At 71.9% G+C, this 13,024-nt stretch carries 12 protein-coding genes; 2 read left to right on the forward strand and 10 right to left on the reverse strand.

Annotation, left to right across the window (positions count from 1 at the left end; all coding sequences use genetic code 11):
* The first annotated feature begins 46 nt into the window (after positions 1–46).
* Together J3P41_RS17580 and J3P41_RS17585 are read left to right on the forward strand one after the other, a co-directional pair.
* Complete coding sequence (locus J3P41_RS17580; RefSeq protein WP_210651922.1) at positions 47–1,501, forward strand: KamA family radical SAM protein; 1,455 nt, start codon at positions 47–49, stop codon at positions 1,499–1,501.
* 283 nt (positions 1,502–1,784) lie between these two features.
* Positions 1,785–2,732: a type IV toxin-antitoxin system AbiEi family antitoxin domain-containing protein gene (locus J3P41_RS17585; protein WP_210651924.1), complete on the forward strand. Its 948-nt coding sequence runs from the start codon at positions 1,785–1,787 to the stop codon at positions 2,730–2,732.
* A gap of 115 nt (positions 2,733–2,847) precedes the next feature.
* Here J3P41_RS17585 and J3P41_RS17590 read toward each other — a convergent pair whose 3' ends face one another.
* From J3P41_RS17590 to J3P41_RS17635, 10 genes are all read right to left on the reverse strand, one after another.
* Entirely contained in the window at positions 2,848–3,300 is a 453-nt protein-coding gene (locus tag J3P41_RS17590; RefSeq protein ID WP_307862057.1) for an Lrp/AsnC family transcriptional regulator, read from the reverse strand.
* Between the two features lie 9 nt (positions 3,301–3,309).
* On the reverse strand, positions 3,310–4,245 hold the full coding sequence (locus J3P41_RS17595; protein ID WP_246862421.1) for a 5'-3' exonuclease: 936 nt from the start codon (positions 4,243–4,245) through the stop codon (positions 3,310–3,312).
* Positions 4,246–4,283: 38 nt separating this feature from the next.
* Complete coding sequence (locus J3P41_RS17600; protein ID WP_210651927.1) at positions 4,284–5,648, reverse strand: hypothetical protein; 1,365 nt, start codon at positions 5,646–5,648, stop codon at positions 4,284–4,286.
* Between the two features lie 87 nt (positions 5,649–5,735).
* Positions 5,736–8,540 carry an RNA helicase gene (locus J3P41_RS17605; RefSeq protein WP_210651930.1) on the reverse strand — a complete coding sequence of 935 codons (2,805 nt, stop codon included), beginning with the start codon at positions 8,538–8,540 and terminating at the stop codon, positions 5,736–5,738.
* Positions 8,537–9,442 carry a diacylglycerol kinase family protein gene (locus J3P41_RS17610; protein WP_210651932.1) on the reverse strand — a complete coding sequence of 302 codons (906 nt, stop codon included), beginning with the start codon at positions 9,440–9,442 and terminating at the stop codon, positions 8,537–8,539. The genes J3P41_RS17605 and J3P41_RS17610 overlap by 4 nt, the downstream gene beginning before the upstream one ends.
* A 9-nt stretch (positions 9,443–9,451) precedes the next feature.
* Complete coding sequence (locus J3P41_RS17615) at positions 9,452–9,859, reverse strand: hypothetical protein (protein ID WP_210651935.1); 408 nt, start codon at positions 9,857–9,859, stop codon at positions 9,452–9,454.
* 12 nt (positions 9,860–9,871) lie between these two features.
* Positions 9,872–10,708: a twin-arginine translocase subunit TatC gene (gene tatC, locus J3P41_RS17620; RefSeq protein ID WP_210651936.1), complete on the reverse strand. Its 837-nt coding sequence runs from the start codon at positions 10,706–10,708 to the stop codon at positions 9,872–9,874.
* Positions 10,709–10,726: 18 nt separating this feature from the next.
* Complete coding sequence (gene tatA, locus J3P41_RS19080; protein WP_210651937.1) at positions 10,727–11,011, reverse strand: twin-arginine translocase TatA/TatE family subunit; 285 nt, start codon at positions 11,009–11,011, stop codon at positions 10,727–10,729.
* Positions 11,008–12,066, reverse strand: a complete 1,059-nt coding sequence (locus J3P41_RS17630) for a YafY family protein (RefSeq protein ID WP_210651938.1) — start codon at positions 12,064–12,066, stop codon at positions 11,008–11,010. Before J3P41_RS17630 ends, tatA begins: the two co-directional genes overlap by 4 nt.
* The gene (locus J3P41_RS17635; RefSeq protein ID WP_246862422.1) at positions 12,063–13,019 is read right to left on the reverse strand and encodes a YafY family protein; all 957 of its coding nucleotides are present in this window, start codon (positions 13,017–13,019) and stop codon (positions 12,063–12,065) included. The genes J3P41_RS17630 and J3P41_RS17635 overlap by 4 nt, the downstream gene beginning before the upstream one ends.
* Positions 13,020–13,024 lie beyond the last annotated feature (5 nt).

Genomic DNA, 13,024 nt, shown 5'->3' on the forward strand with positions numbered 1-13,024 from the left:
CCGTGTCGGCCGACCCCGAGCACCGGGGCCACTGCGAGGAGACCTCATGATTGTCGAGACCGCCATCGGGCTCGCCACTGGACAGCCCTACCCCTACCGCCGGGTCGAGCTCGTCGAGCCCGACTGGACGCGCTTCCCCGGGTGGTCGGACGTCACCGCCGAGGACTGGGCCTCGGTCCAGTGGCAGCGTGCCCACTGCATCAAGAACGTCAAGCAGCTGCGCGAGCTCATGGGCGACCTCCTCGACGAGCGGTTCTACGCCGACCTCGAGCGCGACCAGGCCGAGCGGGCGACCATGTCCATGCTGGTGCCGCCGCAGATGATGAACACCATGGTGCCGACCTTCGAGCCGGCCGGCGCCGGGTCGATGACCGAGGCGTTCTACGCCGACCCGATCCGCCACTACATGGTGCCGGTGTTCAGCGACCGGCGCACCGACTGGCCCTCGCACCCCCACGCGGCGCGCGACTCGCTGCACGAGCACGACATGTGGGCCACCGAGGGGCTCACCCACCGCTACCCCACCAAGGTGCTCGCCGAGCTGCTCCCCACCTGCCCGCAGTACTGCGGCCACTGCACCCGCATGGACCTCGTCGGCAACTCGACGCCGGTCATCGACAAGCTGAAGTTCGCGGCGAAGCCCAACGACCGGCTCGGCGACATGCTCGACTACCTGCGTCGAACGCCGTCGGTGCGCGACGTCGTCGTCTCGGGCGGCGACGTGGCCAACATGCCGTGGCCGCGCCTCGAGGCGTTCCTGACGTCGGTGCTCGAGGTCGAGAACATCCGTGACATCCGCCTCGCCACGAAGGCGCTCATCGGGCTGCCCCAGCACTGGCTGCAGCCCGACGTCGTCGACGGCGTGGCCCGGGTGGCGGCACTCGCCCGCTCGCGTGGGGTCTCGCTCGCGATGCACACCCACGCCAACCACGCGAACTCCGTCACGCCGCTCGTCGCCGACGCGGCGCGGGCGATGCTCGACGCCGGCCTGCGAGACGTACGCAACCAGGGCGTGCTGCTCAACGGCGTGAACGCCGACCCGCACGCCCTGCTCGACCTGTGCTTCAACCTGCTCGACGGCGCGCAAATCATGCCCTACTACTTCTACATGTGCGACATGATCCCGTTCTCGGAGCACTGGCGGGTCTCGGTCGCCGACGCGCAGCGCCTGCAGCACCACATCATGGGCTACCTGCCGGGCTTCGCGACGCCGCGCATCGTGTGCGACGTGCCGTTCGTCGGCAAGCGTTGGGTCCACCAGCTCGCCGACTACGACGTCGAGCACGGCATCTCCTACTGGACCAAGAACTACCGCACCTCGATCGAGGCCGACGACGCCGAGGCCCTCTCGCGCCACTACGAGTACTACGACCCGATCCACACGCTGCCCGAGTCCGGCCAGCGGTGGTGGGAGGAGCACGGGCGCCTCGACGAGGCCTCGCTCAAGGCCGCCGAGATGGCCGAGGCCTCGCGGCGTACCGCCGCCCTCCAGGCCTGGTGAGCCTCGCCCCCCCGCGCGCTTCGCGCTGGCGCTTGATGAGGAATCCCCGGTCAACGTGGGAGTCTTGCTGAGGGATCCCCGGCCGGCCGGGGATCCCTCACGTTGTCGGCCCTTGCAAGGCCTGACAACCTGCGCAACGGCCTGACAACCCGCGGAAGTCGCCGGCGAACGGATCTGCGGTGTGGGTCGCCAAGCTTCCACAGGGTTGGCTCGGCGTCCCTCATCCACAAACTCGGAGGGCGGCAGGAGCACATGACGTCGTGCCGTGCCGAGGATGCTCCGCATGGATGCTCAGCTTCGCGCCCTCATCGCACAGCATGGCGTCTTCACGCGCAAGGACGCGATCGCCGTCGGCTACCACGACACGGCGATCGCTGCACTGGTCCGTGACGGCCAGTGGGTCCGCGTGCGCCGAGGGGCGTACGTGTTCGGCGCTGCATGGGCGCAGATGAGCACGAACGAGCGGTACGGCGTCCTGTGCCGGGCCGCCGTACGCCAGGCTCGAGCGAAGGTCGTGCTGAGCCATCTCAGCGCGGCGAACGCGTACCAGTCGCCGCTGTGGGACTGCGACCTGACGAGGGTGCACCTCACGCGGCTCGACGAGCGCGCTGGGCGAGCCGAAGCCGGCATCGTCCAGCACCGAGGGGTCGTCGTCGAGGGCGACGTGGTGCTGCGCGAGAACGTCGCGGTCATGAGCGCCACGCGGACTGCGCTGGAGCTCACCACTGTGCTCGACGTCGAGCACGCTCTGGTGGAGATCGACCACCTGCTCCACCACGGACACACCACGATGGCCGAGCTCTGGTCGCGATACGAGTCCATGGTCTTCTGGCCGAGGACACTGGCGACCGATCTCGTCCTCAGGCTCGCCGATGGCCGCTCGGAGTCGGTCGGCGAGACGCGTGCTCGGTTCCTCTGCTGGAGCCAGCACCTTCCCGCGCCCGTCCCGAACTACTGCGTCCGAGATGCGGCCGGCGTGGAAGTCGCGCGGGTCGACCTCGCCTGGCCGGCACTCGGCGTGTTCCTCGAGTTCGACGGCAAGGTGAAGTACGAGAGGCACCGGCGCGAGGGCGAGACGGTCTCGGACTGCGTGATCCGCGAGAAGCAGCGCGAGTCGCTGATCTGCGAGCTCACCGGCTGGCGCTGCATCCGGTTGACGTGGGCGGACCTCTACCGGCCCGAGCAGGTGGCGTCCCGGATCCGCAGCCTGTTCCGTACGCCTGCCGCCTGAGGGTTGTCCGGTTCTTCCTGAGGTTGTCGGCCCTTGCATGGGCCGACAACGTGAGGAATCCCCGGCCGGCCGGGGATTCCTCACGAGCGGCCGCAGCACCCCCGGCCAACGGCGGTCAGTCGACGGGGCGGTTCTCGTAGGGCGTCGACAGCACGATGGTGGTCCGCGTGGAGACCCCGGCGGCGCCGCGGACGCGGGCGAGCAGGTCCTCGAGGTCGCGAGGCGTGGCGACGCGGATCTTCAGGATGTAGGACTCCTCGCCGGCCACGGACCAGCACGACTCGATCTCCCGGATGCCGGCGAGCCGGTCGGGGTAGTCGTCGGGCTGCGACGGGTCGATCGGAGTGATCGAGATGAACGCCGTCAGCGGCCGGCCGAGCTGGTCGTGGTCGATGGTGGCGCCGTAGCCCTTGATCAGGCCGCGCTGCTCGAGCCGCTTGACCCGCTGATGCACCGCGGACGTCGAGAGCTCCGTCGCCTTGCCGAGGTCGGTGAACGACATCCGGCCGTCGGCGGCCAGCAGGGCGAGGATCTGCCGGTCCTTGGACTCGACCTCGGAGGAGCTCACGGCGTCAGACTAGTGCGAACCGGACAGTGCCTCGACGAGGCGCACGGCAGACGAGCCGAGGCCCCAGCGTTCGTCCAGCGCCAGGACGGCCTCGTGGTCCGCGGGCGTGCGCGGGCGAGTCAGGTCGGGCGAGCCGAGGTCGAGGTCGCGTCGTACGGCGACCACGCGCGGCGCGACGGCGAGGTAGTCGGCGGCGGCCTTGATCTTGCCTCGCGGACCGGGGCCCATGTCGGAGTCGGGGTCGCCCGCCGCCTCGACGATCGCGGCGACCGAGCCGAAGCGCGAGAGGAGGGTGGCCGCGGTCTTGTCCCCCACGCCCGCGACCCCCGGCAGGCCGTCGGAGGTGTCGCCGCGCAGGGTGGCGAGGTCGGCGTACTGGTGGGCGTCGACGCCGTACTTGGCGCGGACCCAGGCGTTGTCGACGCGCTCGTGCTTGCTGACGCCGCGGGCGACGTAGAGGACGCGCACCCCGGCCTCGTCGTCGACGAGCTGGAACAGGTCGCGGTCGCCGGTGACGATGTCGACCGGCATCCCGGCGCCGGTGGCCAGGGTGCCGATCACGTCGTCGGCCTCCATCTCGGCGTGGCCGACGACGGGGATCCCGAAGGCCTCGAGCACCGAGAGGATGATCGGGACCTGCGCCTCCAGCGGATCGGGCACCTCCTCGACGTCCGGCCGCGGACCGGGGACCTCGCGCACGACGCGGTGCGCCTTGTAGGAGGGGATGAGGTCGACGCGCCACTGGGGGCGCCAGTCGTCGTCCCAGCAGCAGGCGAGGTGAGTCGGGTCGTACTCCCCGACCAGCCGGCTGATGAAGTCCATCAGCCCCCGCACGGCGTTGACCGGGGTGCCGTCGGGGGCCTTGATCGAGTCGGGCACACCGAAGAACGCGCGGAAGTACAGCGAAGCGGTGTCGAGCAGCAGGAGGCGGTCGCCGGTGGCCATGGCGAGAGCCAACCACATGCGTCCGACGGCCGGCGCCCCTACGGGACGTCAGTGAGGGTCAGGGTGACGCTGCCCGTGGCACCGGGCTCGAAGGTGAACTGCAGCTCGTGCGGCTCGGCGCGGAAGAGGTACCCGTCGGCGACGAGATCGTCGGAGCCCACCGACAGCCCCGGGTACGAGCAGTCGCGCGAGCAGACGACCGGTGGCGACCACGTCTGCCACCGCCCTGTCGTCGAGACGTCGCTCGCGCTCAGGCGGACGGGGCCGACCGCGTGAGCCGGGATGGTCGTGACGAACCGGGTGCCGGGATCCGTCGAGGCGAAGGTGACGGGCTCCCCGCCCACGACGAGGTCCGGCACCCGCACCGTACGCCGCACGCGGACCCGCAGGTCCTCAGGACCACCGCCGTCGGGGTCGCTGGCGAAGACGGTGCGGCGACGGGCCGGGTCGTCGGGGTCCGCGAAACCGGAGTAGGTCTGCCAGGGCGACCACCACGGGTCGTCCAGGTCCGACCCCTGGCCCACCGGAGTGCCCACCGGGATGACGTAGGGACGGTCCTCCGCCGTGGCGGCGTAGGAGAGCACGTGCTCGCGGCCCGGCTCGGCCGGCAGCGTGATGGCAGGGTCGTCCAGCTCGACCCGGTGCTCGCGCGCTCGCAGCGACTCCGCGTAGCCCGACTCCTCGACGACCAGTCCGACCCGAGTGCCCGGGGCCAGCCGCGGCCCGCGGCGGGGTCGCGGGATCGAGTGGTCAAGCGCGTACCGCTGACCGGCCTCGACCGAGATCGACCCGCCACCGGAGCTGGCATCGATCCGGTCGCCCAGGACGGTGGCGCCCCGGGACGGCTGCTGGGCGGAGCCGTCCCTGCTGCGGAGCGTCAGCGTGTCGCGCCCGTCGCTGCCGACCCGGACGTAGGCGACGTCGAGGAACCCGCGACGGGCTCCGCGGACCGACGTACGCCCGTCGCGCTCCACCTCACGCAGCCGGACCTTGGTCAGCTGCACGCGTACGTCGTGGGGCGTCTGGCCGCGGTTGGTGGAGCACACGCCCCGGAACCGCAGGACGACGCGACCGGTCGTGCGCACCCGCATGATGCTCGCCGAGCCGGAGCCGTCGATCCGCGCGGTCCGGCGACCCCTCCCGTCGGCGAGCGTCTGCGTGCCGAAGCACGGCGCGATGGCGGACGTGCGGCTGCGCACCTCGAGCAGCACCCGGTCGCCGCGGCGGGCGCGGAACGCGACGTCGACTCCCTGGCGCGCCTCGAGCAGCACCGGCGCGCCGCCGTAGGCCCGCACCACCTTCTTCACGGCGAGGACGGACGCACCGGTGGCGGGCGCGCCGCCGGTGCCGACCAGGAGCGGCAGCATCGCCGCAGCCGTGACACTGACGATGATCCGACGCATGGTGCCCCCTGGATGTGGTGTCTTCACGCGGGTGGAGACGCGCGCTCGCCGCGTCTGGTTGCCAGTGGCGGCACATCAGTGGGCACGCTACTCGGCGAGCACCGAGTAGGCGATCACACCTCGCTTGAGCGACTTGGCCGCGGCGCGTGCGGTGCTGCGCAGCGGGCCGTCGCCGGCCGCATCGGCCACCTGGCCGCACAGGTCCAGCAGCTGCTTCATCCAGCGCACGAAGTCGCCGGCCGAGAGACCGGTCGCCATCAGCACGTCGTCGAGGTCGTCGCCCTCCGCCCAGCGCCAGGCCGCCCACGCGAAGCCCACGTCGGGCTCGCGCAGGAAGTCGAGCTTGTGCTCGCGCTCCAGCGCGTCGAGCCGGCCCCAGATGCGCACCAGCTCCCCCAGCACCGGTCGCACCTGGCCACCCGGCATCTTCGGGGAGGAGGCGTCGTCGGCGCGCCGCGCCTCGAACACCAGGGCCGAGAGCACCGCCGCCAGCTCTGACGGCGCCAGCTCGTCGAGGAGCCCCTCGCGGATCGCCTCGGCGGCGACGAGGTCCATGTCGGTGTAGATGCGGCGCAGGTGCGCACCCTGCTCGGTGACCGTGTCACCCTCGAGGTAGTCCAGCGCGGTGAGCACGTCGCAGACCCGGTCGAAGGTGCGAGCCACGGTGTTGGTGCGGTTCTCCACCCGCCGCTTGAGCGTCTCGGTGTCGCGCTCGAGCTTGAACCAGCGCTCCGCCCACCGGGCGTGGTCCTCGCGCTCGGGGCACTGGTGGCACGGATGGGACTTGAGCTCGGCGCGCAGGCGCCCGATCTCCCGGTCGGTCGGGGTGTCGCTGAAGGACTCGCGCTGCTTGGTACGCCGCGGCTCCGGGCCGTCGAGGCCCTGGGCCTTGGCCCGCAGCGCCGTGGCGAGGTCGCGTCGCATGGCCGGGTTGCGGCCGTTGAACGACTTCGGGATCCGCAGCCGCGCGATCGACTCCACGGGGACGGGGAAGTCCATCGGCGCGAGCCGGCGCGCCTGCCGGTCGGCGGTGAGGACGTAGGGCCGCGGCTCGTCGCCGGAGTGACCGGGATCGATCACGACGGCCAGGCCGCTGAACTTGCCCGCGGGCACGCGGATCACGTCACCGGGACGCAGCCGGCCGAGGGAGGCCATCGCCTCCGCACGCGAGTCCTGGCGGCGCTCGCGAGCGGCGCCCTTCTCGAGGTCGGAGATGCGGCGCCGCAGGCCGGCGTACTCCATGAAGTCGCCGAGGTGACACGTCGCCGCCTCCTGGTAGCCCGCCAGCGCCTCTTCCGCCTTGTGCACCTGCCGGGCGAGCCCGACGACGGCCTTGTCGGCCTGGAACTGGGCGAAGGACTGCTCCAGCAGCTCGCGCGAGCGCGCGCGGCCGAACTGGTGCACGAGGTTGACCGCCATGTTGTAGGACGGCCGGAAGGACGAGCGCAGCGGGTAGGTGCGGGTGGAGGCCAGGCCGGCGACCTCACCCGGGTTCATCCCGGGCTGGTAGAGCACCACGCCGTGGCCCTCGATGTCGAGCCCGCGCCGGCCGGCCCGACCGGTGAGCTGGGTGTACTCCCCCGGCGTGAGGTTCGCGTGCGTCTCGCCGTTCCACTTCGAGAGCTTCTCGATCACGACGGTCCGCGCCGGCATGTTGATGCCGAGCGCGAGGGTCTCGGTCGCGAAGACGACCTTGACCAGCCCCTCCTGGAACAGCTCCTCCACCACCTGCTTGAACGCCGGGAGCAGGCCGGCGTGGTGCGCGGCGATGCCGCGGGTGAGGCCGTCGAGGAACTCGTGGTAGCCCAGGACGTGGAGGTCCTCCTCGGGGAGCGCGCGGGCGGCTTCCTCCACACGCGCGAAGATCTCGTCGCGCTCCGCCGCGGTGGTCAGGCGCGTGTTGGCCTGGAGCAGCTGGGTGACCGCGGCGTCGCACCCGGCGCGGCTGAAGATGAAGACGATCGCGGGCAGGAGGCCCTCGCGGTCCAGCCGCTCGACCACGTCGACCCGGCTCGGGATCCACACGCGACGCCCATTGCCGACGGGGCGCGACTTCGAGGACCCCGCGCCGCCCTTGCGCGGCGAGCGCCGGTCGCGCATCAGACGCGAGCTGGCCCAGTCGTCGCGGGCGATGCGGGTCAGCTCGTCGTTGACCGGGGCGCCCTCCTTGACGAACCCGGCGCTGGCGTCGACGTCGGAGGAGGCGAAGAGGTCGAGCAGCCGGCGACCGACCATCACGTGCTGGAACAGCGGCACGGGCCGCTTCTCCTCCACGATGGTCGTCGTCTCGCCGCGCACGGTGGCCAGCCACTCGCCGAACTCCTCGGCGTTCGACACGGTCGCGGACAGCGACACCAGCGTCACCGACTCGGGCAGGTGGATGATCACCTCCTCCCACACCGCGCCACGCATCCGGTCGGCGAGGTAGTGCACCTCGTCCATCACGACGTAGCCCAGCCCCAGCAGCGTGCGAGAGCCGGCGTAGAGCATGTTGCGGAGCACTTCGGTGGTCATCACGACCACGGGGGCCTCGCTGTTGACGACGTTGTCGCCGGTGAGAAGCCCGACGTTGTCGGCGCCGTAGCGCTTGACCAGGTCGTGGTACTTCTGGTTCGACAGCGCCTTGATCGGCGTGGTGTAGAACGCCTTGCGCCCGGTCTGCAGGGCCAGGTGGATGGCGAACTCGCCGACGATGGTCTTGCCCGAGCCGGTGGGCGCGGCGACCAGGACGCCGCGGCCGTTCTCGATCTCCTGGCAGGCGCGGACCTGGAAGTCGTCGAGCTCGAAGCCGTAGAGGCCGGCGAAGTCCTTGAGCATCGGGTAGGGCTTCTCGCGCTGGAACGCCGCGTAGCGGGCGGCCGGGCCGAGCTCCGCGGGACTTTCGTCACTCATGCGAACACCTCCAGCGCGCCGGGCGCGCACTCGACTGTGAGCGGGAGCGCGCCGAAGCGCTCGCCGTCTGCGTACGACACGATGCCGGGGGCGGCGACGGTCACCGACCGCACCCGCCGGTGGACGTACTCCCCCACACCGTCGATGCGGCCGGTGTAGAGGCGCGGGTAGGAGCGGACCAGCTTGCGCTTGGTCATCCGGGTGATCACGACGACGTCGAGCAGCCCGTCGTCGAGCAGCGCGCCCTCGGCGATCCGCAGGCCGCCCCCGAACGACGGCCCGTTGCCGACCGCCACGAGCATCGCCTCGTGCTCGACGGTCTCGTCGTCGAGCTGCAGCACGTAGGAGATCGGGCGGAAGGTGCGCAGCTCGGCCAGCGTCGCGAGGCTGTAGCGCAAGGGCCCCCTCGGCCAGGTCATCGTGTTGGCGCGTTCGTTGACGACGGCGTCGAAGCCGGCCGCCAGCACGCTGACGAAGTACCGGTCGCCGCTGCGCGCCAGGTCGATCCGGCGGCGGCGCGACGCGATCACCCGGTCCGCCGCCGCGACCGGGTCCCGGCGCGGCAGGTCGAGGTAGCGGGCGACGTCGTTGCCGGTGCCGGCGGGGATCAGGCCGAGCGGTACCCCGCTGCCGGCCACCGCCTGCACCCCGAGGTGCACCAAGCCGTCGCCGCCGCACACCACCAGCGCCTCGACGCTGTCGGCGACGCAGGCCCGGGCCAGGTCGGCAGCCTCGTCCGCGTCGCGCCCCGCGATGTTGCGCACGACGAATCCGCTCTCGCGCAGCCGGGTGAGAGCCGCGTCGCGGTGCCGCGCGCCCCTGCCGCGGCCTGCTGTGGGATTGGTCAGCAGCGCGATCTCGCGTCCCCGCGCGCGGAGGTCGGACGCAGCCGGGTGGTGCATGGCGCGACCCTATCCCCCGGCTCGTGACTCGCTGAGGCGCAGGAGGGCGGCGTAGCTCCAAGCGTGGGCGCCGACCGCCCGGGCCAGCCGTCCCAGGGCGTCGAGCACGAGGTCGGGGTCCAGGCGCGTGCCGGGCACAGCGAGCACCATGCGTCCGTCGACCTCGCCGATGACGACCTGCCCGTGGCGCCACGCCTGGTGCACCCGCGAGCGGCTGGCGTCGTCGACGACGGGGGCCGGGTAGGCCTCGTCGACGGCGAGCAGGTCGCACACCAGGTCGCTCTCGCCGTCCGCGCTCAGTCGCCCGCGGGCCAGGTGCCCGGACCGCAGGCCGCCGTCGGCGCACCACACCACGTCAGCGGTGCCGAGCCACTCCGGCAGGTCGAACGGATCGATGTCGGTGATCGGGGCCTGCATGGACCCAGCCTGTCAGAGGGGCGAGAGCTCGTCCGGCGAGAGGCCCCGGTTGGGTGAGGTCCGGGCCCGGCGGCGGTCGTTGAGCCGGGCGATCGCCTCCGAGACGAAGAACAGCAGCACCATCGGTCCGGCCATCAGGACCATCGAGAACGGGTCGGCCGACGGCGTGGCGACCGCGGCGAAGACGAAGGTGCCGATGATGATCCACGGCCGGTACGCCTTGAGGGAGGACCCCTTGACCACTCCGGCCAGGTTGAGCAGGACCACGAACACCGGGATGTTGAAGGCTAGGCCGAACACCAGGAGCGTGCGGGTGAAGAACTGGAGGTAGTCGTTGAAGTCGGTGAGGTTGGTGACGCCCTCGGGGTTGAAGCCGATCAGCACCTCGAGCGCCATGGGCAGCGTCAGGTAGCCGAGGGCGACGCCCGCGATGAACAGCGGTCCGGCGATCGCCGCGAAGATCCGGCTCATCTTGCGCTCCTGGGCGTAGAGCCCGGGGAGCACGAAGGCCCAGATCTGGTAGAGCCAGTAGGGCGCGGTGACGACGGCGGCGGCGAAGCCGCCCAACGTCAGCCAGAGGAGGAGACCCGCCCCGGCGCCGCTCGTGGTGGCGACCGTCTTGCCCTCGGGCAGCTTGGCCTGGGCGTCGGAGTAGGGGCCGTAGACCGCGTCGTAGAGGGCGTGGCGGAAGACGATGGCCAGCGCGAAGGCCAGCAGGAAGACCATCAGGCAGCGCAGCAGGCGCGCGCGGAACTCGCGGAAGTGGTCCGAGAGCGCCATCCGGCCGTCCGGGCCGACCTCGTGGCGGGGCCGGCCGCTGAACAGGCCGACGAGTCCGGCGATCCTCACGCGCGTCGCGACTGCGGGTCAGGCGGTGGTGTCGTCGCGCCGCTGGCGCAGCACCTCGCCCGAGGGGTCCCGGGAGACGTCCTGGGCTGCGTCGTTGCGAGCCTCGATCTCGCGCTGCTCCGGCGTCTTGGTGCCGTCGTCCTCGTCGCGCAGACCCTTGGTCTCGGTCTTGAAGATGCGGAGGGCCTGGCCGGAGCTCCGGGCCAGGTCGGGAAGCTTGGCGGCACCGAAGACGAGCACGACGATCGCGAGGATCACCAGCCACTCCAGACCCTGCGGCATGCCGATCAAGGGGTTGGTCATGAGGTAACTCCGTCACTTCCGAGGGGCGCTGAGGTTGTGTGCGAGGGGTCCTGCGGGTTCGTGCCCGAGTCTACGCGGTCGACCTCGTAGAGGCTGAGCGCCGCCCGTGCCGCGGCTGTGAACGACTCCGCGAAGGAGGCCGGCGCCACGATGGTGGCATGCGGGGCGAGCCGCAGGAGGAGCGAGCGCACCCACTCCTCGCTGGCGACCTGCAGGTCGACCTCGACGGTGTCGTCGGGTCCGGGCCGCTGGGCGCTGATCTCGTAGTACTCCATCACCCAGCGTGCCGGCGGGGCGAGCCGCAGGGTGACCGTGGTCGTCTCGGCGTCGCTGAACCAGCCCTTGGTGAGGTCGCGCGCCCGGGCGCCGGGATCGGCCACGGGGCTGTCCAGCTCGGTGGCGGCCACGATGCGGTCCACGCGGAACGCCCGGTCGCCCTGCGCGGTGTGGCACCACGCGTCGAGGTAGAGCAGGTCCTCCACCCGGGCCAGGCCACGGGGGTCGACGAGCCGTTGCGACTCCTCGTCACGTGACGGGACGTAGTAGGTCATCTGCACCTGGTGTCCGTGCGCGATCGCCGACTCCAGCACCGGCACGATGGCGCTGCCCTCCAGCGGCGTGGGCGCGACGTGCAGCCGCAGCAGGCCCTCGCCGTCCTGGCCGGCGGCCTCCTCGAGCTTGGCCAGCGTGCGCTGGATGACGTCGCGAGCCTCCGCGGGCGCTGTCTCGACCATGGTGCGCAGCGCGACCACGAGCGAGGTGGCCTCCGCCGGGGAGAACCGCACGGGCCGGGCGAGGTAGTCGGCGTTGTCGACGCGGATGACGCGCTCGCCCTCGAGCGCCTCGAGGTCGACCTCGATCAGGTCGCCGGGGAGGCCCGGCGAGAGGCCGGTCATGAACAGCAGCCGCAGGTCGCGCTCGATCGTGTCGGCGTCGGTGCCGAAGTGTGCGGCGGCCTCGTCGAGGCGCACCTCACCGCGAGCGAGCAGGTACGGGACAAGGGCCAGCAGTCGCGCCACCTGGTCCGGGGCGGTGTCGCCGGCGTGCGTGCTCATCGGCCGACCTCCTCGAGACCGGCGACGGCACGGAGGCGGGAGACCACGTCGTCACGCAGGGACTGCGGCCGCTCGACCACGACGTCGGCGCCGTAGGTGAGCACCTCGTCGGAGAGCTCGTGGACCGGACCCTCGACGACGACGGCGTCCCAGCCGGGCCGGTCGGGCACCGGTGTCACCGACTCCGCGCGCCGGCGCAGCCCCAGGCCCGTGCCCTGCCGCACGCGCACCTCGGCACGCACCGACGGCGCCGACGGCGAGAGCCGGCGGGCGACCGCGCGCACGTCGGTGCCAGCCGGGACGTCGTACGCGCCGGACTTGCCGCTCGCGCGCACGGGCCCGACGATGCGGGAGAGCCGGAAGACGCGCTCGGCGCCGCGGTCGACGTCGAAGCCGACGACGTACCAGCGTCCCGAGGACCGCACCAGGCCCCACGGCTGCAGCCGGCGCGTGGTCGGCTGGGCCTCGCTGGGGCGCTGGTAGGGAAAGCTGACCTGGCGGCGCTTGCCGACGGCGTCCCACAGCGGCTCGAACGCCGGCTCGTCAGCACTGATGGCCGGTGCGACCACCTGGAGGCGCGTGGGGTCGATCTCGACGCCCTGGCCCTTGAGCTTGGCCAGGGCGCGCCCCGTCGCCTTGGCGAGGGTGGCCTGCTGCCAGACCTGTGCGGCGAGCCCGAGCACGGCCGCCTCGTCGGACTCGAACCGGATCTCGGGCAGCGAGGTCTGCTCGGTGGGGATGCGGTAGCCGATCTCGTCGTCGAAGAAGGCGTCGGCGCTGCCGACCTCGATGACGGCGCCGATCTGTCGCAGGGCGTCCTTGTCGCGCTCGAAGGCACGCTCGAACGCCTCGTCGCCCGCCGGCCCGCGCGGGTGGTCGGCGTAGCAGGCCGCGCGGATCGCGTCCTTGCCGATGAACCGCTTGGCGCCGAGCAGCAGGATGTGCAGGTTCATCAGGC

The organism is Nocardioides sp. SYSU D00065, from assembly GCF_017916425.1.
GTDB lineage: Bacteria > Actinomycetota > Actinomycetes > Propionibacteriales > Nocardioidaceae > Nocardioides.

Bases quoted from the DNA above. Each gene is read 5' to 3' on its own strand.
- tatA (WP_210651937.1), bottom strand. From the start codon at position 11,011: ATGACCAACCCCTTGATCGGCATGCCGCAGGGTCTGGAGTGGCTGGTG.
- J3P41_RS17635 (WP_246862422.1), bottom strand. From the start codon at position 13,019: ATGAACCTGCACATCCTGCTGCTCGGCGCCAAGCGGTTCATCGGCAAG.
- J3P41_RS17595 (WP_246862421.1), bottom strand. From the start codon at position 4,245: ATGGCCACCGGCGACCGCCTCCTGCTGCTCGACACCGCTTCGCTGTAC.
- J3P41_RS17630 (WP_210651938.1), bottom strand. From the start codon at position 12,066: ATGAGCACGCACGCCGGCGACACCGCCCCGGACCAGGTGGCGCGACTG.
- J3P41_RS17585 (WP_210651924.1), top strand. From the start codon at position 1,785: ATGGATGCTCAGCTTCGCGCCCTCATCGCACAGCATGGCGTCTTCACG.
- J3P41_RS17605 (WP_210651930.1), bottom strand. From the start codon at position 8,540: ATGAGTGACGAAAGTCCCGCGGAGCTCGGCCCGGCCGCCCGCTACGCG.
- J3P41_RS17580 (WP_210651922.1), top strand. From the start codon at position 47: ATGATTGTCGAGACCGCCATCGGGCTCGCCACTGGACAGCCCTACCCC.
- J3P41_RS17600 (WP_210651927.1), bottom strand. From the start codon at position 5,648: ATGCGTCGGATCATCGTCAGTGTCACGGCTGCGGCGATGCTGCCGCTC.
- J3P41_RS17610 (WP_210651932.1), bottom strand. From the start codon at position 9,442: ATGCACCACCCGGCTGCGTCCGACCTCCGCGCGCGGGGACGCGAGATC.
- J3P41_RS17615 (WP_210651935.1), bottom strand. From the start codon at position 9,859: ATGCAGGCCCCGATCACCGACATCGATCCGTTCGACCTGCCGGAGTGG.